A 26,124-nucleotide genomic window follows, 5' to 3' on the forward strand; every position below is an offset into this window, starting at 1 on the left:
TTTAGGTACAAACTAAAAAATGATACATTGCCATATTCTACTTCAGCCATAAAAACAGGTTTCATATAGAAACTGCAAAGTCAACTGCGGCATTGGCATGAATCAATGTAGTATCAAAAATGGGTACTGATACATCATTCTGACTTAAAAGCAATGGAATTTCGGTACATCCAAAGATAATTGCCTCGGCACCATTGCGAATCATATCATTAATAATGGAAATATAAGCGGCCTTGGTCTCTTGCCTGACAATACCTCTACCCAACTCTTCTTTAAGTGTCTGCTGAATAAAGTCTCTTGTTTCCTGAGATTCAGGTATCAGGGCCTCTATCCCATTTTCAAGAAGTTTTGCTTTATAAAAATCCATTTCCATCGTGAATTTAGTACCCATTAGTCCCACTTTTGTAAATCCATGCGTATGTATCTCTTTAGCCGTTTCTTCTACCACATGAATAACAGGCAAGCTGACATTTTTTTGTAACTTATCAGCAATGGCGTGGGCAGTATTGGCGCACAAGACTATTGCTTCAGCACCTGCTTTTTCTAAACTCCGGCAGGCTTCAAAAATAAGTTCATAGGTCTTATCCCAGTAACCAAGCGTATTATTACGTTGAAAATCGTCAAAATTGAGAGAGTAAATAATACATTCAGCAAAGTTAAGCCCTCCTAATTTTCGGTTAACTCCCTCATTGATATACCGATAATAATCTATTGTTGAAACCCAACTGATACCTCCTACCAAACCTATTTTCTTCATTATTAGAGTTATTTTAAATTTACCAAAAAGAATTAATTAGTAAATGCCTAATACTATTTGCTTTCTTTGATAGTAACAGAACGTTGCCCACTCTGTAATGGCTCTTTTTTGGTCAAGGGTAAATCCTCATAATTATAACTTAGCAAAATCAGGGTTTGTACTTTAAGAAAATCCTGTTTCTGCTAAACTTATCAACTTGATTTCTGATATTATACAAGATGCAACAGCTCGTTCCACAGGCTTTTCTCAAATTTTTTTCTGAAAATGCCTGTGTGTCCTACTTTATCGCTTGTAAATTTTTCTACTTCTATTTTATGAATCTGAAAATGTGTATTCGGAAAAAACTGTTGCATCATGGGTGCAGTTTTATCATTAGCGATATAATCGTCGCTGATATAAACGGCCGTGATAGGTACATTAAATTCCTGAAACAAAGGTTTCTGAAAGTACTTCTGTAAAAAAACACCATAATAGTTTTTGCTCATGCACCATTGTCGCCACTCAAGCAGAATATTCTTGGGTAAGTCTTCTCCCCAGCCTACTTTGCGCATGGTTCCATAGCCATATATCTTTACTAAAACCGGACTGATAATATACCATAACAGCCACACTATCCATTTCATAGGCGCAGGAAAATATCCCCAGTAGCCTAAAGCGGCATTGAGCATAATTACTTTTTTTACATGCACTTTTTTGTCTAAAAATCCTACCAACTGCCCTCCGATACTATGACCCAGCCAGACTATATCGGTAAAGCCAACCTCATTCACCATAAAATTAAGCGCAGCATTCATATCTAAAATACCCCAGTCGTGCATATATGCCTCTGATGCTCTGAGGTTTTCAGGAGCTGATTCTCCCACGCCACGGTAATCGAAAAGTAAGACATTATACCCTTTGGTAATCAGAAATTCTGCAAAGTTTAAGTAAAACTCTTTTTTTACGGCGGTAGCCGAACTGATAATAATGGTTTTACCAAGATTATTTCGGGCAATACCCAACAATGCACTTAGCTGATAGCCATCTGCGGCAATAATTGTAACTTTATTCATAGGTTAAAAAATTTAAAGTATGGCCTGTATCTGTTAAAATATTCATTGGAACGCACAAGGTGCGTTCCATGAATCACTCACTGTTTACTGTTACGCTGTTTGTTAACACCTTAATTCTGACAACCTTCTATCTCGGCTTTGAAATTGCTACCATTATCAGCCCTGAATCCTTCGTTCAGTTCAATAGATTTTCCTGCTTTATAAGTAGCCCTTGCTCCCGGAAAGACTTTGTTAGTTGCCGTGATTTTGTTATTAGTTTGTTGAAGAACTGTTCCCTGTGTATAATTATCTGTCGGACTTATCAGGTTAATCAGGGCATTGCCTGTTACCAGAATCGTTATCGGATTTGAGCCGCAACTACTGCAAGTCTGGAAATTACAATGTGCCGTAAAAGTTGTTGTCTGGTTTACTGTTACCGTAATACTTACCCCTGTCATATTATTGCTCCATACGACTGCCCCTACGCAATTAGCAGCAGTTAAGGTTACATTGCCGCTACCACAAATGGTGGTTCTATCGGCCGTAATTGACGGCGTTTGTGGCAAAGGATTAGCAGAAACTGTCAGTTGATTTGAGTTAGGACTACTACACCCACCCGCATTTCTGCAAACTGCCGAATAAGCAGTACTCACAAAAACGGTATCTACAAAACTGGCTGTCGTTTTTCCATTATTCCATAAAATTCCACCTGTACAGCCTGTTGCCGAAATAGTTACAATTGCCACGCCACATACAGCGTTTTGTGAGGCAGAAATGACGGGTGCGGCTGGCACCTCACTGATGCTGACCGAGGTAGTAGCGGTTGTAATACAACTGTTGGTATCTGTAATAGTAAGGGTATAAATCCCTTGTGCTACTGGTGTAGCATTGTTGATAGCAGGGTTTTGCAAAGTTGAACTGAAACTGTTTGGCCCCTGCCAGTTATAAGTATATGGAGACATACCTCCGGTTACTGTGCTGGTCAAGTTCAGTGTATTACCACTACAAAAAGGTGAATTATTATTAGCTGTAACCCTTAAAAAGGCAGGTTGATTCACTGTAACACTTACGGTAGCGGTTACACCTCCCCCATCTCTGGCTGTAATGATATAATTACCCGCAGCAAGGTCAGGGAATATACCAGATGATTGGAAAGTTGTGCCATTTCTTGAATAAGTAATCACATTATTTCCTCCCGAGGCACTTACAGTAATTTTTCCGTTTGTAGCACCATTACATTTGATATGCTCCACTACGGGTGTGGTAAAAGTAATACCCGTAAAAAGTGAATTATGCTGAAATTCCAGGATACCTGCCGCAGTGGTCTGAATAATTGAAGCATTCGGAATCGGATTGAGCGATACGTGCACATCTAACAAATTAGCCATATTGGTACGGGCTACATAATAATTGGTTGATAGCCGCAATCCTGCAATATAATGATGGCTCCGTCGGGCATTATCAATCTGATAACGTAACGAATCATAACTATACTGGGCACTATCTCCAGCAAATAATACGGCAAAATTGGTTGAATCGCCTGCTACTAAACTGCCATAGAAATCAGAAAGTGTTACATTTCCAGTAGCTCTGCTGATAGCCGATACATTTCTCGTAGTATCAGCATTAGGTTTGGTATAGACAACATTTACAAAATAATTCTTCTTCTGCTGGGTAGTATATTTAGCATCTATATACCGATAACGCGTTCTGCAATTATCACAAGTACCAAAGGTTTCAACAGGTTGAAAGAAACTTATGTTTTGCGGAAATACAGTATGGTTATACACTTTGGTAGTAGCATTGGCATACCTCATTACTTTACCATTATAGGAAGGTATTCCCTGAAATGTTAAGCGATAAGCCTTTGTATTGGTATCTCTCAGGGTTTCGGCATTGTCAAAAACAACCATCATCTTTTGCGCAGGCAGATAGAACCATTGTCTTTCTGCTTTTTTCACCACATTGCTTTCGGTACGGGTAACAAATACTGGGGTATTATCTGAATGAATATAAGAGTAGTTGGGAGTAAATTCCCGTCTTGGAATATTGGCATGTTCTGTATTATTCAGATATCCTCGTCTTGGATATTTAATCTGCTTGTTGTTGCCGTAAAACTGAAAAGCATTACTAAAATCATCTTGTGCTTCAATGCCTGATGGGTTAATTGTATTTCGGTCCACAATTAACCAGCCATTTTCCCAGAGATTAAAATGCCCGTGTCCGTCATGCGCATGGTCGCCGTAGTGTCCACCTGCCCTGAAACTCGCCCACTGCCCATTGGTCTGCCAGTTGGTTCTTTGCATAAACTGCCCTGTTCCGGTAGTATCTGTAAAAACATAGTTTTGTGTATTATAAGGTGCCACTGTTCTGTAATCTAATGGGGTAATTTCCTGATTTGAGAACAGAAAGAAATTCCACCAGGTTGCGGGGGTCTGCCATTTGTTATCCGGCACTGTTTCTATACCATAAAAACGGGCTACTCTTTTGGTAGTTTCATCGTCAGAATAAGAAGAAACCATATCCGCTATAAAACGATTTATATCCCAAATCTCTCCCGAGCTTTCTCTTGACCAGTCTCCTTCCGCAAGCATATGTGTTTTACTGGGCATAACTGCATAAATCAAAAAGCGTTGGGCTTCTTCCTCATAATTGGTCTGTGTAAAATAATCAGTATGCGCACTTGAGGCAGATTTATAGATAGCAAAAATCTTCATTAAGTTATGAAAATACCCTGCGCCATAGCTCCATCCCTCATTGGCATCTCCCCCTTTCAGCCGGGTATTAAGAAAAGGCAGAATACGCTCCAATTGCGTAGTGGCAATGTTTAAAAGTCGCGCGCCATTTACATTATCTTCATGGTAGATAGCATGGGCCGTAGCCGAAATACCTAAAATATGCCCTAATACATAGTTATTGCCCTGGAAGTAATAAGGGCCATTCCAGGTACCATACCCGTTTTGTAGAATCCAGTCTGCCCATACTACCAAACGAGCCCTGATTTGTGCCCTGAGGGGTTCATCTAAATAAGGATACAGCCAGTCATACCAGATGGCACAGTCTGTCATCATTCCCCGTGAATCGAATCCTTTATCACGTGTAATCGAACCATCGGTTTTTGTAGCCCAGTATGCTTTAAAAACCTCTACCGCTTTATCCCGATAAGTTACATCACGCCCCGACCAGTATGCCAGCATAAAACCATAAATATATAGTTGCCCTTCATATAAAATTCTTTCATTTAAAAAATCACTCACAGGTCTTGGTTTTACTATATCGACCCATGTACTCATTTTCTGCCATTCTATTGTATTTCTCAGCCTTCTGCTTTCAAGTGTCTGCATCATAGTACTGTCAATAAGAATACGGGGGTGATTTGGTAATACCTGCGCCTGAATAACCGTAGAGCAAAGCGCAAGAATAACAACAATCAGAATAAAAGTTTTTTTCATGGTTAAATAAGATGGATTAGTAAAGGAAAGAATTCAGATTACTTAAAACTTCATTTTTTCTTCTTCTCGAAGGTGCAATCGAAAAACCGTTTTTGAGGTGTATTATCTTATTTTCTATTTTCTGTACAAAGTTCTGGTTGATAAGATAGGTTTTGTTTAGTCTGAGAAATTCAGGAATTTTCTGTTCAAACATTCCCAGGTTTCGGGAACTCAAAAACGAGGAGCCATCATCGGCATGAATCATGGTATAGTTATTTTTGGCCTCAAGAAGCACGACATTTTCCAAGGGCAAGAGGATTCTCTCTTTGCCCAAAATCCGCAGGGTTTTCATGGTTTATCTTCTGGTTTATTTTAATAGCTTTTCCAATACTCACTTAAAACCTTAAGTAATTTCGTCTAATTGGGATTGCAAAGGTAGAAGCTATCAGGTAGCCAAAAAATAGCTGATTTCAGGTAAATTATATCCCTAATTTTGGGGATATATGCCATGCTGCATGGCATATTTTATAAGCGCATAGGTAGAATTAACCCCGATTTTGCGAAAGAGGCTTTTGCGATGAGACTCAACCGTGTGATGGCTGATATGTAGTTTATCGGCAATCTGCATACCCGATAACTCTTGGGCAATTAATTTCAGTACATCTATTTCCCGACTGGTAAGGGCTACTGGAGCCGTTTCTTCGGTCGATGAAAATTCTTTACTTGCCAGTATTTTCATCACCTCTTCAGAATAATACGTCAGACCCATTTGCAGGCACATAATTGCCTTTTGTAACTCGGCTTTGTTGGTTTTTTTTGAGACAAACCCTTTTACACCCGCCTGAATGGCACTCCTGATACCTTCTGTATCTTCTCGGCTTGTAAGCATCAGAATTTTTATATGAGGATAATTTTCTTTCAGGCGGAATGTTAACTGCACGCCGTCCATTTCAGGCATCATATAATCGCATACAATAATGTCAACAGGTTCTTGGTAGGCTAATTTTTTTAAAACTTCTAATCCGTTATTAGCAGTTCCTACAAGCTCTATTTCCTCAATAGTACTCAGAAGCATTGAGAGGCTCTCAACAAAAATAGGATGGTCATCGGCCAGAAGTAATTTGATAGACATATACTTTCTATTTGTCTATTGGTAACAGCATTAACAAAACCTGTTAAATACTTTATTACTAAATAGGTTCAGTGAGTTATCGGCAAAAATACTATAAAAAGGCAACGAAAGTATGAAATCTCTATTCATTGCCGTTTAAATAACCGCCTGAGTTATTTATAAATTTATTAAACGGCAAAATTATCCCTATCGTGAGCCCTGACAATTTTATGCTGTATATTTACTGATATAAATAGCCCTCATGGAATTTGAAACTATCGTCCCTGATAAATCGGTTTCTTTATTTGTAAAGAATGAGACTGTTTAAACTTTTATTTTTTTATTGATTTTATGTAAAAAGATAACTGAGGATGAGATAAGATGGAATGACACCCAATTTTTAACTGAAAACTCAAACCTCACTAATAAAACTTTAAACCTATCAATCCATGCATTGGAATGCTCAATGACAGACCTATTCTTGACTAGGCGTCCCCATATAATTCTTCATCGAAGGGCAAAATATTCATCTTGCCATTCAAATTTTTATTCTGTAATCTTCTGTTTATTTATCCAGAAAGATGATTCTCCCTTAATGAGATGCATAATTTTCTGAATAGTCTGGTCAACTCCGAGTGATACCAAGCAATGGCAGTGGTCAGAATATCCATTGACACAGTCTATAAAAATATCTTTTTCTTTGGCATTTTCTCTGATATGTTGCCAAACCATTTGTCTCGTCTCTTTTGTATTGAATAATGCCTCTCGATTTTTGGTGCTCCAAACAAAATGAATATAGATTTTGATGAAAGGCATAGTTTTTTTGTAAATAATTAATTAGCTCGTTATAGAAATATGTTTTGGCTAAAGCCGATTAGGATTGTATTGATTTAGTACCTCCAGCTAAAGCAGGAGGCAATTGAAACAGAAAAAAAATCTCAGTAGCAAGAATGTAATCATCATTTTCGGCTTTAGCCAAAATTAATTGCTAAAAATCAGATCACAACCTTACATTATTGGTATCCTTAGTACTATGAATTTGGCTAAAACCAATTTGATAGTTCAATTTATTGTACCTCCAGCTAAAGCAGGATGCGAATGATTTTTTATTCACTTCAAAGATATAAGCCAAAGTATATTGTTTAATAATTTATCTGCACAAAGTTATTTTTGAAATAGGCATTTGTTTATAATTATATTGCCAATAGTTTTGGTCTTACAGTATTACAGAAGGCATTTAAAGTTTCATATTTACATTGGTCGGCCCTTGTAAATCCACAATTTTTAAAGGTTAGTCTTAGATAATTAATGAAAGGAATATCCCAACCAATAAGTAAACTATCAATAGATGGAGAGGCTGTTAATTCAAGATTATAACAAGAACCGCTTATATTATCCTTTTGCAAATAATCACCTGCCAATAGAATCTCATTTAGGTCATAGTCGTCATAAATCAAATCAGTCAGTAAAGTCTTAATTGGCGGAATATCTATAGGGTCGGCACCTTCCCAAGGAATATCAGGATACATTTTCCAGTCCCAGCAAAAATTACAAGAGCCCACAATTCTATAAAAATATTCTAACGACAAAGGGATGTATCCGGCATGTTTAAGTTTAGATTTTAACTTAACTAATAGCAAGTCAACATCTGGGTCTGGTGGCAGAACTGGTATCTGCCAGTCATATTCTGTAGGAGATACAAATTTATAGTCAATGTTTTTTAACTCATTATAAATGATATCCAGATTCAATTGAACTCTTTTAAAGGTTTCTTTTAGAATCAAATCTATTTGAATGAAGTTTTTTGAACTGAACGCTTCTTGCCCTAACACCAGAAGTTCTTCGTAAACTTCTACCGTCTCACCTTTTAAATACCTGTCGAGTAGTGTCATCATGTAGAATTATAGCTGAATTGTAAATATGCAAAATTTTGGAATAATTCTCATTCAGTCATTGTTTCTGCCGTTTTTAAAACGGCTTTTTTGTTCCGTTCATAAAGAACCCCCTAATTCTTTGATGTCTGAGTGATATTAAAAGAATTGTTTCGAAAATGAGTTTACCTAAAACCATTTAGAAAAAAGAATATGTTGACAGTAGTCCGTTGTATGGTAATCAACATTAATAGATTTTTGTAAAATGGATATTAAGCAAAAATTTGGCAAAAATCTCAAAAGACTGCGATTAGAGAAGAATCTTTCTCAGGAATCCCTTGCACTAACTGCCGACTTAGACAGAACATACATTCCAAGTATTGAAAAAGGTTTACGAAATGTATCAATTACTGTTATTGAAAAGTTAGCTATTGCACTTAATACCGACATTTCTGAATTCTTTAAAGACTAACAAATGGACTTATTAGAAAAATATATAAATAGAAAATTTGGTATCGACGAAAATAAGTTTTTGGAAGTTCTAATAAAAAGCCCGGGAGCCGAAGGCTATATTTTAGGCAACATTGGAGAAGAACTTTTTAAAGAATATGCTAATTCAATAGGATATGAAGCTTTAAGAATTAAAGAGAAACCAGAAGGCGGCAATAATGCTAAAAGTGTAGATGCTAAAGGAGATTTTTACATTAGAAAAATTGGTAATACAAAAGACGAATGGCTCGTTGTTGAATGTAAAGGAGTAAAATCTAATGCTGAAAAACGTTGTGGACTTACTAATCCAACTTCTTGTTTGACTTTATTGTACAAACATTCAGTTGAAAGAGCAAAACATGTTGAAAGTATCTACAAGTCAGGAAATTTAGCTTATTTACATGCAAAGAAACAATGGGAAGAGAAAAATAATGGAAAGTTTTTCCCATCATTTGGTTGGAGCAAAACTAACCCTGGTGCTGGCGTACCTGATTTAACAGGGCTTTGGCTAAGCAAAGTTGAAATTAAGGAATGGTTAGATACTTTTAAGGCAAGTGATTTTGATGAAAACGCCTATTGGGATTTGACAGCACCAATCAGACTTTTACAAACACATATGCCCTCAACAAGAATTGATATAGAAACTAATATAAAAAGTACAGGACCTTTAGTTTCTGAATTCAATATTTTATGTGTAGATCTATTTCTAAAAACAGGCAAACACGAATTTGTATTTGTGAATAGTACAAATCTAAACCATCAAGGCAAATCACCCAATCATTTACAACAGAATTACACAATTGATATTTTGACGGCAAAAGATGGATATAAACGCCACAATTTATTAAAACCTTGGTATAATGACCTCAATTTATGTATTGAAGAGACAATGCCTAAATACCGAAAATTGGATGAAAGTCAATTAGATAGAAGATAATTTGCAATTTACACATTTGTGGTGTATTTTTGTCACAAATGTGCAAAGTATGAATTTATTATTTGAACTACCACTTGCCAAAGAAGATAATCTACTAAAAAAATTTGAAGAAATCCATGATTATATCTACGCAAATGATGGATTATCGCCACAGCAAACATTGGAGGAATTTGTCAAAATTTTGTTTATCAAAATTTGTGATGAGAATGAAAACCTAAATCAGTTTAAAATTTCTTCGGAGGACTGGAACGAATTGAAATCTGGTAAAGTAAGCCAATCAATTGTAGAACGCATTTCAATTATTTTTGAACAGACTAAGCGAGTCTATAAAGATATTTTTGATTCGGACGACCGAATTAGAATTAGCCCTATTGCTTTAGGTTTTACAATAAATAAATTACAAGGAATTTCTTTAATAAATTCTTCTCAAGATGCAAAGGGTTTAGCATTTCAAAAATTCTTATCACATCACGAAAAAGACGGACGAGGACAATTTTTTACACCTGAACCTGTAATTGATTTTTGTGTGGCAATGATGCAGCCAAAGCCAAATGAAGCAGTCATTGACCCAGCATGCGGGAGTGGTGGTTTTTTAATGTCAGTTTTAAAGTATTTACGAAGTAATAACGCTGAACTGGATAGTAGCAAAATTGTATCTAAAAACCTATTTGGCTTGGATATAAATAAAAGTATTGCCCGAATTGCAAAAATGAAATTACTTTTGGAAGCAAATGGAAAAACAAACATTCTTTGTATCAATTCATTAGAGGATTTAGACAGTTTGAAACTTACTTTATCTCATTCACAAGGCTTTGATTTGGTTTTGGCAAATCCTCCATTTGGGGCAAAAATTACAAATCTATTAACCCTCTCGAAATTTGATTTGGGTCATAAATGGACTTCTTACGAAGGGGAATATAGTAAAACAAAATCTGTTTATCCAAACCAAAATGCCGAAGTTTTGTTTATTGAACGTTGCTTACAACTTCTAAAAGAAGGGGGTAGAATGGCAATTGTTTTGCCAAATGGTAATTTTGAAAACCCATCATTAGAGTATTTACGCTATTATATAAAGATAAAAGCAAAAATTTTAGCTATTATTAATTTACCACAAGAAACTTTTATTCCTTTTGGAACAGGAGTAAAAACGTCAATTTTATTTTTAGAAAAAGATACTCCAAATAAGTTTAGAAAGTATCCCATATTCTTTGGAAGAGTTACAAAATTGGGTTACCAAGGTAACAAAAATGGGACACCACAGTATAAAAAAGATAAATATGGACAAGTCATAAAAGATAATTTAGGGCAGCCGATTTTAGACGAAGATTTTAGTTTAATTGTTGATGCTTACAAAAAATTTCAAAGTGGGGAAGAAATTGAAAAGGATAATTCTTTTTCAATTAACTTCAGCGAATTAAATGGAAGATTTGACTATGATTTCTATTCGCCAGAAAATAGGAGAATGTTTAATAAGTTACATACAGGAAAAAGTGTTCGTTTAGGGGACATTTGCGAAATTATAAAAGTAAAAAGCAAAAAATTAAAAGACCAAAATCAGACTGTTGAATATGTTGAGCTTTCGGATATAAACACCCATTCTTATGAAATAATAAACTCAACAACTTATCAAGTTCACGAGTTACCCAGTAGAGCAAGTTATGAAATTGAAAATGGAGATATAATTACTGCAATTGCAGGAAATTCAGTAGGTACAAGAAAACACGCTACAGCATTAGTAAATAAAGACTTTGAAGGTAGTATTTGTACAAATGGTTTTAGAGTATTAAGAAATTTTAGAATAGATACTTATTATTTGCTTTACTTTTTAAAATCGGAAGCATTCTTAAAACAAATGTTCATGTATAGGACAGGTGCAGCCATTCCAAACGTTTCTGATTCAGACCTAGCAAATACATTAATTCATTTACCTAATGATAAGATAATAGAAGAAGTTAGTTCAAAAATGAAACGAGCGTTTGAACTTCGACAAGAATCAAGAAACCAAATCGAAAGTATTAGCCTTAAACTTGCTTAAAACTTTTTAGAGATGGTTACTGCTAAAATAGATACCCAATTTTAAGGTTAAACAAAAAAAACGCCCCAAACCACCGTCTGGAGCGTTTCCAAATTTATAGACTATTAACAATTAGTTTCCTCCTGTTCTGCGTTGTTCGGCTTCTGTGGCGGTGCTGCGGTTACGGGCACTTTTCACGTTCTGGTTACCGAACTTGTATGAGAACGATAAACGTACCTGTCTGCTATCCCAACGGTTATTCAGGGTCATATTTACGCCTGCAAAGTTGGTTTTGCCACTCCAGAAACTGGTCAGGAAGATGTCGTTGACGTTCAGGCGAAGGGTAGCCTTTTTCTTCCATAAGCTTTTTTGCAAACCTGCATTTACGGCATATTGCGCTTTGCCTTGCATGATACCATACACGTTTGGCGAATTGTACCACATAGATACTTCGGCCGACAAGTCTTTTGGTAATTTAAAGTTCTGACTTGTGTAGAAGTTGTATGCCCATTGACCTACATTCAGCGGTTGGTCTGATACTTCACCTTTGAATTTGTTATAAAAGAACGAGAAGTTGTTTTGGGAATTCCACCATTTGGTAATGGGTACGGGAGCACTAAAATTCACGTTCAGATTTTCAAATCTGGCAATGTTTTCCTGTGTCGCAAAGGTGATTTTCTCAGGGTCGATGCCTTGAATATTGTTGTATTTTTTCAGTTTCTCCAATACTTCTGGTACACTTACAGCATTTTTGATAACTTCCGACATAAAATCGTTGGTGATGCTATAACCTACGCTTGTTACAAAACCTTGTTTATAAGTATGTGTCAATTCGAACGAGTTAGTATATTGAGGCATCAGGTATTCGTTTCCTAACTGATACGTGTATGGGTCAAGGAAAAAGATGAACGGATTCAGTGAGTTATATCCAGGACGATCGATACGACGGCTGTACGAGTATGTTACCTGATTGTTTTTGTTGATGGTTTGGGTCAAAAACAAACTTGGGAATAACTTCACATAATTGCGTTCACGAGATTCGTTCAATGTTACTGATTTACCTTCTGAATGGGTATGCTCTACACGTAAACCCGCCTGCAAATTGAATTTCTTGCTTAATGGTGCGTTAAAATTGGCATAAGCGGCATTGATATTTTCGGTATAGATGAAGTAGTTGGTACGTCCTTTATCAACTTCGCCATTCTGATAGAAACGGATGTCGTTATCTGATTTTACCCAGCTGCTTTTTACCCCAAACTCCAGTCTTCCTTTAATTTTTGGTAATGGGTTTATATAATCAGCTTTTACGGCAAAAATGTTGTATTTATTGGGCGTATTACTGGTGATGTTGAGCGGTGTGTTGTACTCGGTTTCTACCTTATCTATATATTTATAGAATCTTGAAATCATGCCTCTTTCTATACCCTGGTTATCATACACCGAATAGTCTATGTCAGCAGTCAATTCTTTGCCTGTCGAATCAAATGTATGTTTCAGGTTGGCATTAAAAGTGGTGTTTGTCCAGGTTCTGATATTGCTTGAGGTGGTCAGCAGGCTTGAATCAGGCGTAACAGCACCAATCTTTTTTATATACGTAATGTTGCGGTTTGGATTCGAGCTTTCCCACGAACCTAAGTTGCCCGTTACCAGCACACCTAAGGTGGTTTTTTTAGTAGCGTAATAATCTGCGCCTAATTTATAGCTGAAATTCTGGTTCATCTGATAACGATAGGCATATTGTTCAAAAGTTTGTCCACCAATTTCTCTGACAAAGGCATTGTTATTGAATCGTTGGTTGTCAGAAAACGTAAGATTCGTAAACGTATTGAATTTGCCCTGACGGTTGTTTAGATTGAGGCTGGTATTGAACTTTGGCATGAGACCGGGCTTCATTGTTTCTACAGCGGTGAGTTCTTTGTTTAGCCCAGTTTTTAGAAAAGGGGGCAAACTTACGGCTCCTCCTACTGATACACTTCCGTTTGTACCAAAGTTTTTATTTTTCTTGGTTATAATGTTGATAACGGCTTTTCCGGCTGCATCGTAGCGTGACGATGGATTAGAAACAATTTCGATTTTCTCAATCTGGTCGCTGTTCATGCTTTTCAATAGAGTAGCCAAATCGCTTTGCGACATATACGTTTGCTTGCCATCCATTAGTATCAAAACGCCTTGTTTGCCTTTTACACTGATGTTGTCGTTATTATCAACCGTAACACCCGGAGATTTCTGTAAAACCTCTAAAGCGGTGTTACCGTTAGCCACTATACTCCCTTCCACATTTACCACCAGTTTATCGGCTTGTTGCTCAATAAATGGTTTTCTGGCTGTTACCGTTACTTCTTTCAGGTTCTGTGTATCTAACTCTAACTGAATGTTAGAAAGTTTTACCTCAAGATTTTCGGTACTGATAACAATCTTCGGAGAATAATATTTTCTATAACCAACCATTGAAACCGATACAATAAACTGGTTCTGGGTTTCGCTGCTCACAAATTGTTCGATTAAGAATTTTCCTTCCATATCACTTACACCACCTTTTACCAGAGTAGAGTCTTGTGCTTTCAACAATAAGACAGTGGCAAACGGAAGTGCTTGTTTTTTTTCGTCGTAGAGGCTTCCTGAAATCTTTCCTTTGGTCGATTGGGCAAAAGAAATTAAACTCGCTCCTGCCAGCAGGAGTGTTAGTAATAGCTTTTTCATTAGATTTAATTATTTACTTAGTAATAGCTTTGTTTTTTAGCGTATGCTTTTTAGAAGCAAATGCACTGTTGGTATGTATTGTTTTATTAATGCTTTTTCAAAAATTTTCTATTGTTTTCTTTCAACTATCCTATTAGATGGTAAAAGAGGTGCTCAGGTTACACTTTGTTTAAAAAACTGCCTCTAAAGGCTGAGACAGTTTTAATCTTAATTAACCTAAACTAAACTAAATATCGTAAGCTTTTTCATAATTTTCTGATACAAACTTATAGTACTTTGTAATGCAAGGTAACTGATATTACATAAGTGGTTTTAATAATATGATGAGTGGTAAAACCTTGCATAGAGTAGATTTAAATATTATTATTCTGACCGAAAAGAACAGATTTTTTAGATAGACAAGGCACATTTTGCAGATGTAGCCATCGGACCGCCGAAGCGGCAGCTACATCGAAAAAATGTAACGCAGTATATCTGAAAAAGATGTCTTTGTAGGGCGAATCATAATGTTTAAATATGCTCTTGTGTACTGTAGATGCAGCTATTTATAGTTCGGTTGCACCTAATTGTTAATTTTTTTTTCTGAAACAAATTCAAGTATATCTCCCGGCTGGCAGTCAAGTGCTTCGCAAATGGCCTCTAAGGTTGAAAAACGCACGGCTTTGGCCTTTCCGGTTTTTAAAATAGACAGATTCGGGAGGGTGATATCTACTTTTTCTGCTAAATCTGAAAGCGGCATTTTTCTTCTGGCGAGCATTACATCTAAGTTTACAATGATGGGCATTGGTAATTAATTTTAAATGTTGAACAGATGTATGACAATGCTTTTTTAGCTCCCCTTCAGGGGCGGGGGGCGGTCTTATACTGTCAATTCGTTTTCTTCCTGTAACTCTACACCTCGTCTAAAGATTTGCGCTACAATAAAAATAATTCCGGCAGCGAATAGAAACTGCAAATCAGTTCTGAAAGGGTTACTATTGATGTTACCTATGGCTCTTTCGAATAGATTCACCCAGAAGTCGCCAATTATATGCATTAACCATAAGCTGAATAAGGTAAAGCTTAGTTTCTCAACCCTCGAAACCACTCTTGTTGAAAAAGGTGAACTCAGGTTAATTTCTCTCAGAATTTTCCTGAGCATATCCCATATTTCAATCTGAATAACCGCAATGGTAATCACAAAAATCATTAACAATACATAAGGAAACACATGGTGGTTGTTTCGTAGATGGTCGAGATTAGTTCCTGTTGAAATCGGGAATTTATTAGTAAAAAAACCAATAATGTAAGGAACAATGAGGCGAATGGCATGAATAATGGCGCCTATATAGCCTACCAAGGCAATAATACGGGCAATGCTTAGTATCAGTTGAGCTCTGGTTTTCATAATTGTATTTGTTTTGCGTTTTTTTTAAACAGTTAATTCATTTTCTTCCTGTATCTCAACCCCACGCTTGAAGATTTGCGCCACTACATAGATAATTCCGGCAGCGAACAAAAACTGAAAGGCAGTTTTGAAATAGCCTACATCAAGACCAGGAATACTTTTGGCTAAGTATTTCATGTATAAATCGGCTATAATAAATAAACCACCTAACACCAGAATGATATAACTCATGTTTTCAAGCATTTTGGCTACTTTCATCGAAAAAGGTGTATTCAGATTTATTTCATCCAGAATATTACGCAGGCTTTCCCATATCTGCACCTGAATAATGGCAATAGCAATCACAAATGACATAAGCCCGATATAGGGTAATAAGTGGTCTTGTTTCAGAAAGTCAAGCCCTGTGCCGGTATCCGACCAGAGATTGTCATTGATAAAACCCATTATAAAAGGAATAATAATCCGGCCGGCATGAATGGCAGCTCCGATATAAATGATTAAAGCGATAATTCTGACTACACTTAGAATATTTTGTGTTCTCGTTTTCATAAGGTTTTAATTTTGATTGATTTGATGATACAAATGTATATGACTATTTATTGATAAACAATAAATATATGCTAATAAATAGTAAATTATTTATGAATAACAGTTTTTTAGTGATGAGTGGCACGAGCCTGCGTGGCACGCATATACTCGTCCGCAAGCGGCGTGTCACGCATATTGAGATGGAATAATTGAAATGGGAGAAAATAATTGGCAAGAAGGTTCTATAACTGTAATACGAAAACTGGGAAGTAATGGTGAGAGAAGGAAAATTAAGCTCCTCTATGCATAAAATGAAGTTTAGGAGAGATTATGGGTATGATATGTTTGTCAAGCTGTGCCATCGTGCGACGACCACGGCCTTTTACGGACGAGTATAAGCGTGACACAAGGCCATTATTTGCCTTTAACTGAAATAAGAAGTATTTTGCACAAATGTTATCAAAACTTAATGCAATATCAGATAAACCATATCTATCATCTATACAACCGAGGAAATAACCGACAAAAGCTGTTTTTTTACAAGAGATAATTATTTATTCTTTTTAGCAAAGATTCGGAAATTCCTACTGCCGCATTGTGATATTTTATCCTATTGCTTAATGCCCAATCATTTCCATTTTAAAATACGTGCTAATGAAAATTCAATAAAAACTATTACAATAAAAGACGAGGAAAGAAATGTGATTTCAGAAGCATTACGCAATCTATTAAGCAGTTATTCATTGGCTATTAATAAACAGGAAAGACGTACAGGGTCTTTATTTACCCAAAATACAAAGGTAAAAGATTTGAACCCTGCTCCTGTAGATTGGGAGTATCCAATAACTTGTTTTCACTATATTCACCAAAATCCTTATGTAGCTTTGTTGGTAGAAAAAATAGACGATTGGGAGTTCTCGTCTTTTAGAGATTATCATCAATTAAGAAATGGGACATTATGCAACCAAATACTGGCAAAAGAGGTTCTAAAAATAGATTTTGGTAATTTTTATGAAGAATCATATAAAAGCATAAATCCTGATAAGATTTTAAAAATCTGGTGATAGCTACCGTACCCGTCTTCGGACGAGTATAGGCATGACGCGGTAGAAGATTTTACTCTATTTTAAAATATGAAAATAGCAACTGCATTTTTAATGACACTTTTACACCTCTCTTGCATAGATACTAAACCGATATTTAGTATAAAAGAAGACTATCCGAGAGATGAGATAAAAGCTACGCATAAAAAAGTGGCTGTTTTGCCTGTTAATTATGTAACTAATGCTGATAGTGAGAATGCCTTAGAAAAGATGATGGACAGCAATACTGACCCGCTGGCCAGACAGGAAGAGAAAGCCCATAAATATCAACAAATGATTTATGAAGAATTATCTATCGCTAATAAACAAACAGACTGGCTTACTGCTCAGGCAACGAACAATATATTGAAAGAAAAGAACATTAATTTTCAGGACATCAGACAACTGTCGAAATCTGAAATAGCTAAACAGTTGCAGGTAGATGCAGTGATTTATTTTGATTTCTTTTTTAAAACTGAAGCCGTAAGTCAGACAGATGCGAAGAGCATTTTGCTTACCAATGATGACAAAAAAACTGTCGTGGAGTTTACAGTAGAAATTTATAGTGCTATAGAAGATAACCTGATATGGAAAGCAAAAAGCACGATGAGCAGACAAAAAATTTATTCACCGACACTTTTCAGAGAGTTGATAGGTCGTCAACTGGAGCCTGTTTTACCATTTAATTGAAAGATACTCAGAAGAAAATATAAACAGATAGTATGAAACTAATAAAAGTTGCTGCAGGAACGCTGAATCAGACTCCACTGGCCTGGGAGCAGAACCGCAAAAATATCATTGATTGCATCAAAGAAGCTGATAAGCAGAACGTGAGTCTGTTGTGCCTGCCCGAGTTATGTATTACAGGATATGGATGCGAAGATGCTTTTTATTCGTTTGATGTAACCGAACAGGCCAAAGAAAGTTTGTTAGAAATAGTGCCTTATACTTCAGGCATGATAGTCTCAGTAGGTTTGCCTATAAGATTTAATAATAAGGTGTTTAATACTTCTTGCCTGATAGCCAATAAGCGGATTTTAGGATTTGTATGCAAACAGCATCTGCCTAATTATGGCGTATTTTACGAAGACCGCTGGTTTCATCGTTGGGTAACGGGTATGCGTGATGAAATAGAGATAGACGAATTCAAGTATCCGATAGGCGACCTGGTTTTTGAGTTGAGTGGGGTGCGCATCGGCTTTGAGATTTGTGAAGATGCCTGGGTAGCTAATCGTCCGGGTAGAGTGTTGTTTGACAGAGCCGTTGACATTATTCTGAACCCGAGTGCCAGTCCGTTTTCATTTTCAAAATTTATGACCCGTGAACGTTTTGTGATTGATGGCAGCCGTTCGTTTGCTTGTAGCTATATCTATACCAATCTTCTGGGCAATGAGTCAGGCCGTTTGATTTTTGATGGTGATGCCATGATTGCTTCCGATGGAAATCTGTTGGTTTCATCGCCTCGTTTCGGGTATAACGATTTTTATGTAACCAGTGCTACCATTGATATTGAAGCACCAAAGGTGAATCATTCGCAAATTAAATCGCCGATACTGGCCAGTACCTGGAAAGTTGTTTCATTGTTCGACTTTCCTGAAATCAGACCTGTAGGCAATCAACATGCCGAATTAGAGCATTTTGAAAGAGGAGGCTACCTGAAAGAAGAAGAATTTGCCCGTGCGGTATCATTGGCTTTGTTCGATTATCTGCGTAAATCCCGTTCGCAAGGGTTTACAGTGTCTTTATCGGGTGGGGCAGATTCTTGCGCCTGCGTAGCTCTGTGTGGATTAATGATTCGGCTGGCCGATGAAAGCATTGGTTTAGAGGCATTCAAAAAGAAGTTATCCTATATCAAAAAAATACAGGATTGTAAGACGGTAGAAGAAGTAACCAGAGAAATGATTCATAGTATTTATCAGGGTACAGAAAACAGTTCTACTGATACTTATGAGTCGGCAGAGAGTCTGGCTAAATCAATTGGAGCAACTTTCTACAATGTAAATATCAACGGTCTGGTAGAAACCTATAAGAATTTGATTGAAACCCAGATAGGCCGTAACCTGACATGGGAAACAGATGATTTGCCTTTGCAGAATATTCAGGCAAGGGTACGTGCCCCAAGTGTATGGTTACTCACAAACTTATATAACCATCTGCTACTGGCAACGTCTAACCGCTCAGAAGTAGCAGTTGGGTATTGCACGATGGATGGCGACACGGCAGGGAGTATCAACCCGATAGCAGGGATTGATAAATTCTGGCTAAAGCAATGGTTGGTCTGGTTAGAAACCATAGGATGTGAGGTAAAAGGTAAACATATTAGAATTGAAGGTTTGCACAAAGTAAATAATCTGCAACCAACAGCAGAATTACGACCATTAGACCAGAAGCAGACCGACGAAAAAGATTTGATGCCTTATGAAGTGCTGAACGAGATTGAGAAAGTAGCTATCAGAGACAAAAAGCCACCTTTGGAATGTTTGTTATTTATGGAAGCACAATTTGCCGGACGTTTCGACAAGGATACGCTGGCAACCTGGGTAGAAAGATTTTTCAGACTCTGGAGTCGTAATCAATGGAAACGTGAACGTTATGCGCCAAGTTTCCACCTGGATAGTCATAATCTCGACCCCCGTAGCTGGTGCCGCTTCCCGATTCTGAGTGGTGGTTTTGAGAAGGAATTAGAAGATATGAGAGAATATCTGGCTAAGGGAGAACGGAAAAAGGCTAAAGGAAGAATTGGGTTTTAACCATTTTGGCACGGTTATTTTCGAAAGAGCATAGTCGTGCCACAGTTTATTTTGTTGCCGCATTGTCAAGGTTTTTCACGACAGACAATACAATCACACTCTTTACCTTTCTTAATCCATTCTTTTTATTTAATATCCAATATTTTCTACTCAAACCTGTATTTATACGGCAATTGCCGTATTGAATGAGAGACAAACAGGAGGTTAATTTGTGGCGATTATTATTCGCTATCAAATAAACCTTAACAGATATGATTAGAATCATACTCACCGCCCTATTCCTTGTTTCAGGTCTTAATACTTTACTTGCTCAGTCAGGCACCATAGCTACCGATGGGGTATATGTACCCAGAATATCAACCGCTCAGCGTAATGCTTTAAATGCTCCCGTGAATGGGCAGATGATTTATAATACCGACGACGATTGTTTCAATATCTATCAGAAAGATGTCTGGCAGAAACTTTGTGGGTATCAGATGGCTGTAAACCAATCAGATGCCTGGTTTAGAAAGGCTTTTTTTGGTGGTACTGCCCGACGAGATGCCGTTGGTTTTTCAATTGGTGATAAAGGCTATATCGGCACAGGAGGTATTACAGCTGCTATTAGTGATTTCTGGGAATATAACCCAACTACTGATGTCTGGACGCAGAAAGCTAATTTTGGCGGTGGTGTCCGAACAAGTGCTGTTGGTTTTTCGATAGGTAATAAAGGCTATGTCGGAACGGGAACCGGAGCAAGTTCGGCAGTCAAAGATGATTTTTGGGAGTACAATCCTGCTACTAATATCTGGACACAGAAAGCCAATGTTGGTGGAGGTACCCGAAATAGTGCTGTGGGCTTTTCTATCGGTAATAAAGGCTATATTGGTACAGGAACTAATAAAGAAGATTTCTGGGCATATGATACAACTGCCAACGCCTGGAGTCAGAAAGCTAATGTAGGTGGTGGTGTACGAGCCAATGCCGCCGGTTTTTCAATGGGAAATAAAGGCTATATCGGAACAGGTATAAATGGAAGTACAAGAAAGGCAGATTTCTGGGAATATGACCCATCAGCCAATACATGGACACAGAAAGCCAATTTCGGAGGAACTGCCCGAAATAGTGCTGTAGGTTTTTCTTTGTTGGGTAAAGGTTATATTGCTTCAGGAAATGTAGGAGTTCCTGAAAACGATTTATGGGAATATAGCCCAAATGCTAATACCTGGACAGAAAAAAAGAGTTTCTGGCGTGAAGGCCGTGCAGATGCAGTTGGGTTTTCGATAGGCAATATAGGGTATGTAGGCACGGGTTATTCTATTAGCGCCCGTTCAGGTGAAACCTATCTGACGAATGATTTCTGGGAATACACTCCTAATATAACCAACCTGAGTATAGACGGTAATTTAAGCATTGGTGGCATACTCAATAGTCCTGAGTTTGTGGCACCTACATTACTGAATAACTGGGTAAATTTTGGAGGTGTTTTTTCAACAGCCGGATATTATAAAGACAAAGAATCGGTAGTTCATCTGAAAGGGTTTATGAAAGGAGGCACTACTACTGCTTCAACTAATTTATTTGTTCTTCCCTATGGTTATCAGCCTGCTCAAACAATGATTTTTACAGTAGCCAGTGGCGATGGAACCTTTGGACGGATAGACATTACTTCTCTTGGAGAAGTTAAATTTATGAGCGGTGTCAATACCTATCTGAGTCTGGATGGTATCACCTTCAGAACAGACCAGTAAAGTAGATTGGCACACTCTGCTGTTCAGAACTGATAAGCGACTTACGTGCATTTTATTGAATACTATCTGGCACTTTTCAATGACTATTTTGGTAAAATGAATTATCAATTAAAAAAGTCTCAACTTTGCTGATATCCACCATAGTTGAGACTTTTTTATTAGCCAATTCAATAAATTTATCAGTTTATATCCCTTACCACACCGTTATCCTCTCCCCTTCAGGCTTATACATTTTATCTCCCGGTTGCACATTAAATGCCTTGTAGAAAGGGGTAAAATTCATTAATGGGCCGTTTACACGCCATTTGGCGGGTGAGTGCGGATTGGTATTGACATACATGCGCATATAGGCGTCTTTGGTTTTTACACGCCAGATACGGGCAATCGAAATAAAGAATCGTTGCTCAGGTGTAAATCCATCTATTTTTTCACCTTTCTTGTATTGATCGGTCAGCTTAAAGGCATCAAAGGCAATGGCAATTCCGGCAATGTCGGCTGTGTTTTCGCCTACGGTTAAAGCACCTTTTACATGCACTGAATCTAATACGGTGTACTGATTATACTGGTCTATTACCTGTTGGGTACGGGCTTTAAATTTCTTAAAATCCTCGTCTTTCCACCAGTTTTTCACATTACCTACTTTGTCAAATTGCGCTCCCTGGTCGTCGAATGAGTGGGTAATCTCATGACCAATCACCATGCCTATGCCGCCATAATTCAACGCATCGTCGGCATTCAAATCAAAATAAGGTGGTTGCAGAATACCTGCCGGAAAAACAATTTCATTGAGCGGAGGATTATTGTAGGCCGTTACAGTTGGCGGTGTAGTACCCCATTCAGTACGGTCAACTGGCTTACCTAATTTTGATAGCATATAATTAAAATCGTTCTGACTGGTAGCCAGACGGTTTTCAAAATAAGTCCCACGGTTGATTTTCACGGCCGAGTAGTCTCTCCATTTATCAGGGTAGCCAATTTTTTCGGTAAAGGCATACAGTTTTTCTTTGGCCTTGGCTTTGGTTTCATCACTCATCCAGTCGAGTCTGGTAATACGGGCTTCAAAAGCGGTTTTCAAATTATCTACCAATACCCGCATACGTTTCTTGGCCTCTTCCGGAAAATACTTTTTCACATACAATTGTGCCAGTCCATGTCCAAGCGACCTGTCCACAGCCTCAGTAATTTCTTCACCACGTGGTTTTTGTGTAGTCTGTCCTGTCAGAATCTTTGAATAATCAAACGCTGCCGTAGTAAAATCTTTGCTCAGAAAATCGGCATAGGTGGTCAATGATTTTGCCTTTAAATACGCTTTCCAGTCTTCTATAGAGGCCGAAGTGAGTAAAGTGTTCAAACGGTCATAGTAAGCAGGTTGCTGCATATTCAGCGTGTCCACTTTTACGCCTAAGCCGCTAAAATAGGCTGCCCAGCCGATATTGGGCTGTTTGGCAACAATATCTGTCAGCTTCAACTTATTGTAATTGGCCTGTACATTTCTGCGCTCGATATTAGTTTTGTGCGAAGCCGCCAGTTCTTTCTCAATGGCATAAGCAGCCGACGCCATTTTAGCCGCAGCCGACGCCTCTGTACCTGATAGTACGAACAATTTAGTAAGATAAGCGACATATGCCTTTTGAATATTAAGTGTAGAAGAATCGGTTCTGAAATAATAGTCTCTTTCAGGTAAACCGATGCCTGTTTGCGACAAGTTGGCGATGTTGATGGCGCTATTTTTAATGTCAGGCCCTACCCGAAAACCGATGATGGAGTAATTGTTAGACTTGGTTTGTTCGGTTACAAATTTCATCAGCGACGCTACATCTTTGATACCATCAATGCTTTTGAGCAAAGGTTTGATGGGTTCGTAGCCACGTTTGTTGATGGTAGCAATATCAAGCCCCGAGGCATAAAAATCACCTACTTTCTGTTCGATACTTCCTGTCGGACTTTTAGCGGCAGAAACGCTGTCGAGAATGCCCTGCATACGGATACGCTGCGGAAAATTCAGAAATGAATAAGACCCTACACCCGTTTGCGTAGAAGGAATCTCTACAGAATTATACCATTTCCCGTTGACATACATAAAGAAGTCGTCGCCGGGTTTAACAGTCGGGTCAATATCGGTAATGTGTACTTTCTGCGCCAATGCAGGTTGGATACCCACCAAAGCCAATAGCAGAAGAAGGGCAAGAGGAAAAATTTTTTTCATGTTTTGTTTCAGAGTGTTGAGTAAGCGTGATTTTTAGTGGAAAAATACGAAAAACATTTTTCTATCCAAAGAAACAAAAACTTTGTATATTTCTTGTCAAACCCTATTTACTATTTATGGATGAACTGCATACTGAGCATGACATAGAGGCAAAAAAAGCTATACTTGCTGATGTAGAAAAATTTGGATGTCATTTTGCTTTAATCCCTCACGATAACTATTTACCCGGTTTTGCTTATACAATTGGGTTATACAAAACTTATGGACATCCTGAAATAATTTGTTTTGGATTGAAAACAGAAGTACTGGGAAGTATTCTTACACATGTGCAGGACTTAATAAAAAGCGGTGAATCATTTACACCAAACCAATTGTATTCCGGCTTTCTGGAAGGTTATTCCATTCGGTTTGTTAAAGTGAATAAAGCATTTTATCCCGACTATCTGGGATATGCAGGTTGGTTTTATGATATGGTTTTTAATTTTTCGGTACTGGAATTGGTATGGCCTGATAAACAACATAATTTCCCGTGGGATGAGGATTTTAATCCTGACTGGAAGTTTAGTCAACCGTTACTTGATAGAAATATGGATTTTAAATTTTATGAAGAAAGGAATTTAGCCGTTTATACAACCAAGCAAGCATTTGAGGGAGACCCCATTTTATATGTGTATCATAATGAAGATGGAGACTGGCAATTTCATACGAGTTTAAACCCTGATTTGAATGATGCTAAATTGGTATGTCTGGAAGAAATCACAAAACTCGACCCCTCTATCAACGAAATATATCATTTACAATATGGTTGGCGTGCATGGAGAAATAGTAAAAAGGATGATTGGGAGTGGATTGAAAATGAGCCAAAGGATTCTGACTCAAACTAAAATACTTTTCACTGGCAATATGAATTTTGGCTAAAGCCTATAAGGATACTGTTTTCTTTTTACCCCCATTTAAAAATGGGGCAATTGATTCAATTCCTCATCAATTGCCTCCAGCTTTAGCTGGAGGATACTAAATTTATAATATCCTAATTGGCTTTAGCCGAAATGTTTTACTCGCAATCAATTAAACCCAAATTTCTGCAAGCCTTCTTTGCTGATTTTCAGCGCTTCGAAAGGTTTCATGCCGTCGAAAGTCTGGTCTTGTTCTACTATATAGTATTTCATGCCCGAAAGCTTTTTATGCGCCAGAATTCGCTTGAAATCTATTTTTCCTTGTCCGACAGGCGCAAAACGCTCTTGCGAATCCATGTCTTTTACATGCCACATTTTGAAACGACCCGGATATTTCTTGAAATAATCTACCGGGTCAACGCCTGCTTTGGTTACCCAATATAAATCCATCTGGAAATTCACATATTTAGGGTCAAGTTTTTCGAGCAGATAATCTATCGGCACAATGCCATCTTTATTCTTTTCGAACTCAAAATTATGATTATGATACAGAAACTCTAATCCGGCATCTTTGGCTTTATGCGCAATCGTGTTCAGAATATTGGCCAGTTTCTCTACATCTGGATCCATTGTTAAACTTTTGGCCTTGGGGTCATATTTAAACATGCCCATCGGAGGCACCGGAGCGATAAAATATTTAAAACCTGCAGCTTTTACGTCTGCCACCAGTTTATCTGCATTATCTAAGGTCATAGACCCCATGTGAACTGAAATAGGTGTAAGTCCTAAGCTTTTCAGATAAGATTTGAATTCGTCAGGAGTCATTCCATAAAATTTGCCATCTTTATAATCTACTGCTTCTATGTATTTAAAACCCAGGTCTGCCACTTGCTTCAGGGTAGCTTTAGGGTCTTTGCCCATTTCATTGCGAACAGTATAGAGTGTCATACCTCCCGATTTCTTCTGAGAAAAACCAGATAAGCTCACCGACAGCAGAATAGCCAGACTTAAAAGTCTGAAAAAAAGTACTTTTTTCATTTGATAAGAGTTTTAGAGAATATTTAATGATGAGGTTTATCTCATTCCGGAAGCAAATGTAGGAAACAATTATCAATATCTAAAAAAAAGACAATAAAGAAATTTATAGTTTTTTCTTCGTACAATCCAAAAATGAGTGGATGAGAATTTGTTTCAGAACCTAAAA

General features: G+C 37.4%; 20 protein-coding genes and 1 pseudogene. 8 read left to right on the forward strand and 13 right to left on the reverse strand.

Annotated features, from left to right (window positions below):
• Window positions 1-61 precede the first annotated feature (61 nt).
• From EWM59_RS09705 to EWM59_RS09740, 7 genes and pseudogenes are all read right to left on the reverse strand, one after another.
• Entirely contained in the window at window positions 62-757 is a 696-nt protein-coding gene (locus tag EWM59_RS09705; protein WP_130020770.1) for an aspartate/glutamate racemase family protein, read from the reverse strand.
• A 209-nt stretch (window positions 758-966) separates the two neighbouring features.
• Window positions 967-1,809: an alpha/beta hydrolase family protein gene (locus tag EWM59_RS09710; RefSeq protein WP_130020771.1), complete on the reverse strand. Its 843-nt coding sequence runs from the start codon at window positions 1,807-1,809 to the stop codon at window positions 967-969.
• Between the two features lie 110 nt (window positions 1,810-1,919).
• Window positions 1,920-5,240, reverse strand: coding sequence for a SprB repeat-containing protein (locus EWM59_RS09715; protein ID WP_130020772.1), 3,321 nt, complete (start codon window positions 5,238-5,240; stop codon window positions 1,920-1,922).
• A gap of 16 nt (window positions 5,241-5,256) precedes the next feature.
• On the reverse strand, window positions 5,257-5,571 hold the full coding sequence (locus EWM59_RS09720) for a LytR/AlgR family response regulator transcription factor (protein ID WP_130020773.1): 315 nt from the start codon (window positions 5,569-5,571) through the stop codon (window positions 5,257-5,259).
• A gap of 135 nt (window positions 5,572-5,706) precedes the next feature.
• Window positions 5,707-6,351, reverse strand: coding sequence for a response regulator (locus EWM59_RS09725; protein ID WP_130020774.1), 645 nt, complete (start codon window positions 6,349-6,351; stop codon window positions 5,707-5,709).
• A 528-nt stretch (window positions 6,352-6,879) separates the two neighbouring features.
• Window positions 6,880-7,146: pseudogene (locus tag EWM59_RS09735) on the reverse strand (transposase); the annotation flags it as partial.
• 377 nt (window positions 7,147-7,523) lie between these two features.
• Window positions 7,524-8,225 carry a hypothetical protein gene (locus EWM59_RS09740; RefSeq protein ID WP_130020775.1) on the reverse strand — a complete coding sequence of 234 codons (702 nt, stop codon included), beginning with the start codon at window positions 8,223-8,225 and terminating at the stop codon, window positions 7,524-7,526.
• A gap of 241 nt (window positions 8,226-8,466) precedes the next feature.
• Between EWM59_RS09740 and EWM59_RS09745 the strand changes: the two genes are divergently transcribed.
• The 3 genes from EWM59_RS09745 to EWM59_RS09755 are packed head-to-tail and all read left to right on the forward strand — an operon-like array spanning window position 8,467 to window position 11,662.
• Window positions 8,467-8,673: a helix-turn-helix domain-containing protein gene (locus EWM59_RS09745; protein WP_130020776.1), complete on the forward strand. Its 207-nt coding sequence runs from the start codon at window positions 8,467-8,469 to the stop codon at window positions 8,671-8,673.
• A 3-nt stretch (window positions 8,674-8,676) separates the two neighbouring features.
• Window positions 8,677-9,627 carry a hypothetical protein gene (locus tag EWM59_RS09750; protein WP_130020777.1) on the forward strand — a complete coding sequence of 317 codons (951 nt, stop codon included), beginning with the start codon at window positions 8,677-8,679 and terminating at the stop codon, window positions 9,625-9,627.
• Between the two features lie 49 nt (window positions 9,628-9,676).
• Window positions 9,677-11,662, forward strand: coding sequence for an N-6 DNA methylase (locus EWM59_RS09755; RefSeq protein WP_130020778.1), 1,986 nt, complete (start codon window positions 9,677-9,679; stop codon window positions 11,660-11,662).
• 111 nt (window positions 11,663-11,773) lie between these two features.
• Here EWM59_RS09755 and EWM59_RS09760 read toward each other — a convergent pair whose 3' ends face one another.
• From EWM59_RS09760 to EWM59_RS09775, 4 genes are all read right to left on the reverse strand, one after another.
• The gene (locus EWM59_RS09760) at window positions 11,774-14,341 is read right to left on the reverse strand and encodes a TonB-dependent receptor (RefSeq protein ID WP_130020779.1); all 2,568 of its coding nucleotides are present in this window, start codon (window positions 14,339-14,341) and stop codon (window positions 11,774-11,776) included.
• A 562-nt stretch (window positions 14,342-14,903) separates the two neighbouring features.
• On the reverse strand, window positions 14,904-15,125 hold the full coding sequence (locus EWM59_RS09765) for a helix-turn-helix domain-containing protein (protein WP_130020780.1): 222 nt from the start codon (window positions 15,123-15,125) through the stop codon (window positions 14,904-14,906).
• A 75-nt stretch (window positions 15,126-15,200) separates the two neighbouring features.
• The gene (locus tag EWM59_RS09770; RefSeq protein WP_130020781.1) at window positions 15,201-15,728 is read right to left on the reverse strand and encodes a DUF2975 domain-containing protein; all 528 of its coding nucleotides are present in this window, start codon (window positions 15,726-15,728) and stop codon (window positions 15,201-15,203) included.
• Between the two features lie 24 nt (window positions 15,729-15,752).
• Complete coding sequence (locus EWM59_RS09775) at window positions 15,753-16,277, reverse strand: DUF2975 domain-containing protein (protein ID WP_130020782.1); 525 nt, start codon at window positions 16,275-16,277, stop codon at window positions 15,753-15,755.
• A 599-nt stretch (window positions 16,278-16,876) separates the two neighbouring features.
• Here EWM59_RS09775 and EWM59_RS09780 point away from each other — a divergent pair.
• The 4 genes from EWM59_RS09780 (at window position 16,877) to EWM59_RS09795 (ending at window position 21,818) form a co-directional block, all read left to right on the forward strand.
• Window positions 16,877-17,320 carry a transposase gene (locus EWM59_RS09780; protein ID WP_229239326.1) on the forward strand — a complete coding sequence of 148 codons (444 nt, stop codon included), beginning with the start codon at window positions 16,877-16,879 and terminating at the stop codon, window positions 17,318-17,320.
• Window positions 17,321-17,389: 69 nt separating this feature from the next.
• Window positions 17,390-18,028, forward strand: a complete 639-nt coding sequence (locus EWM59_RS09785; protein WP_130020783.1) for a hypothetical protein — start codon at window positions 17,390-17,392, stop codon at window positions 18,026-18,028.
• 32 nt (window positions 18,029-18,060) lie between these two features.
• Window positions 18,061-20,088, forward strand: a complete 2,028-nt coding sequence (gene nadE / locus EWM59_RS09790) for an NAD(+) synthase (RefSeq protein ID WP_130020784.1) — start codon at window positions 18,061-18,063, stop codon at window positions 20,086-20,088.
• 251 nt (window positions 20,089-20,339) lie between these two features.
• On the forward strand, window positions 20,340-21,818 hold the full coding sequence (locus EWM59_RS09795; protein WP_130020785.1) for a Kelch repeat-containing protein: 1,479 nt from the start codon (window positions 20,340-20,342) through the stop codon (window positions 21,816-21,818).
• Between the two features lie 193 nt (window positions 21,819-22,011).
• Here the strand turns inward: EWM59_RS09795 and EWM59_RS09800 are convergent, their stop codons facing one another.
• Window positions 22,012-24,024, reverse strand: a complete 2,013-nt coding sequence (locus EWM59_RS09800) for a M13 family metallopeptidase (RefSeq protein WP_130020786.1) — start codon at window positions 24,022-24,024, stop codon at window positions 22,012-22,014.
• A 116-nt stretch (window positions 24,025-24,140) separates the two neighbouring features.
• On the opposite strand from EWM59_RS09800, the gene EWM59_RS09805 reads away from it, so the two are divergent.
• Window positions 24,141-24,908 (forward strand): DUF4262 domain-containing protein, encoded by a 768-nt coding sequence (locus EWM59_RS09805; RefSeq protein ID WP_130020787.1) that lies wholly within the window; start codon window positions 24,141-24,143, stop codon window positions 24,906-24,908.
• 180 nt (window positions 24,909-25,088) lie between these two features.
• Here EWM59_RS09805 and EWM59_RS09810 read toward each other — a convergent pair whose 3' ends face one another.
• A complete protein-coding gene (locus tag EWM59_RS09810) occupies window positions 25,089-25,958 on the reverse strand; it encodes a sugar phosphate isomerase/epimerase family protein (RefSeq protein ID WP_130020788.1) in 870 nt (289 codons plus the stop codon).
• Between the last annotated feature and the right edge of the window lie 166 nt (window positions 25,959-26,124).

Origin of the sequence: Emticicia agri (assembly GCF_004168285.1) — a bacterium.
GTDB lineage: Bacteria > Bacteroidota > Bacteroidia > Cytophagales > Spirosomataceae > Emticicia > Emticicia agri.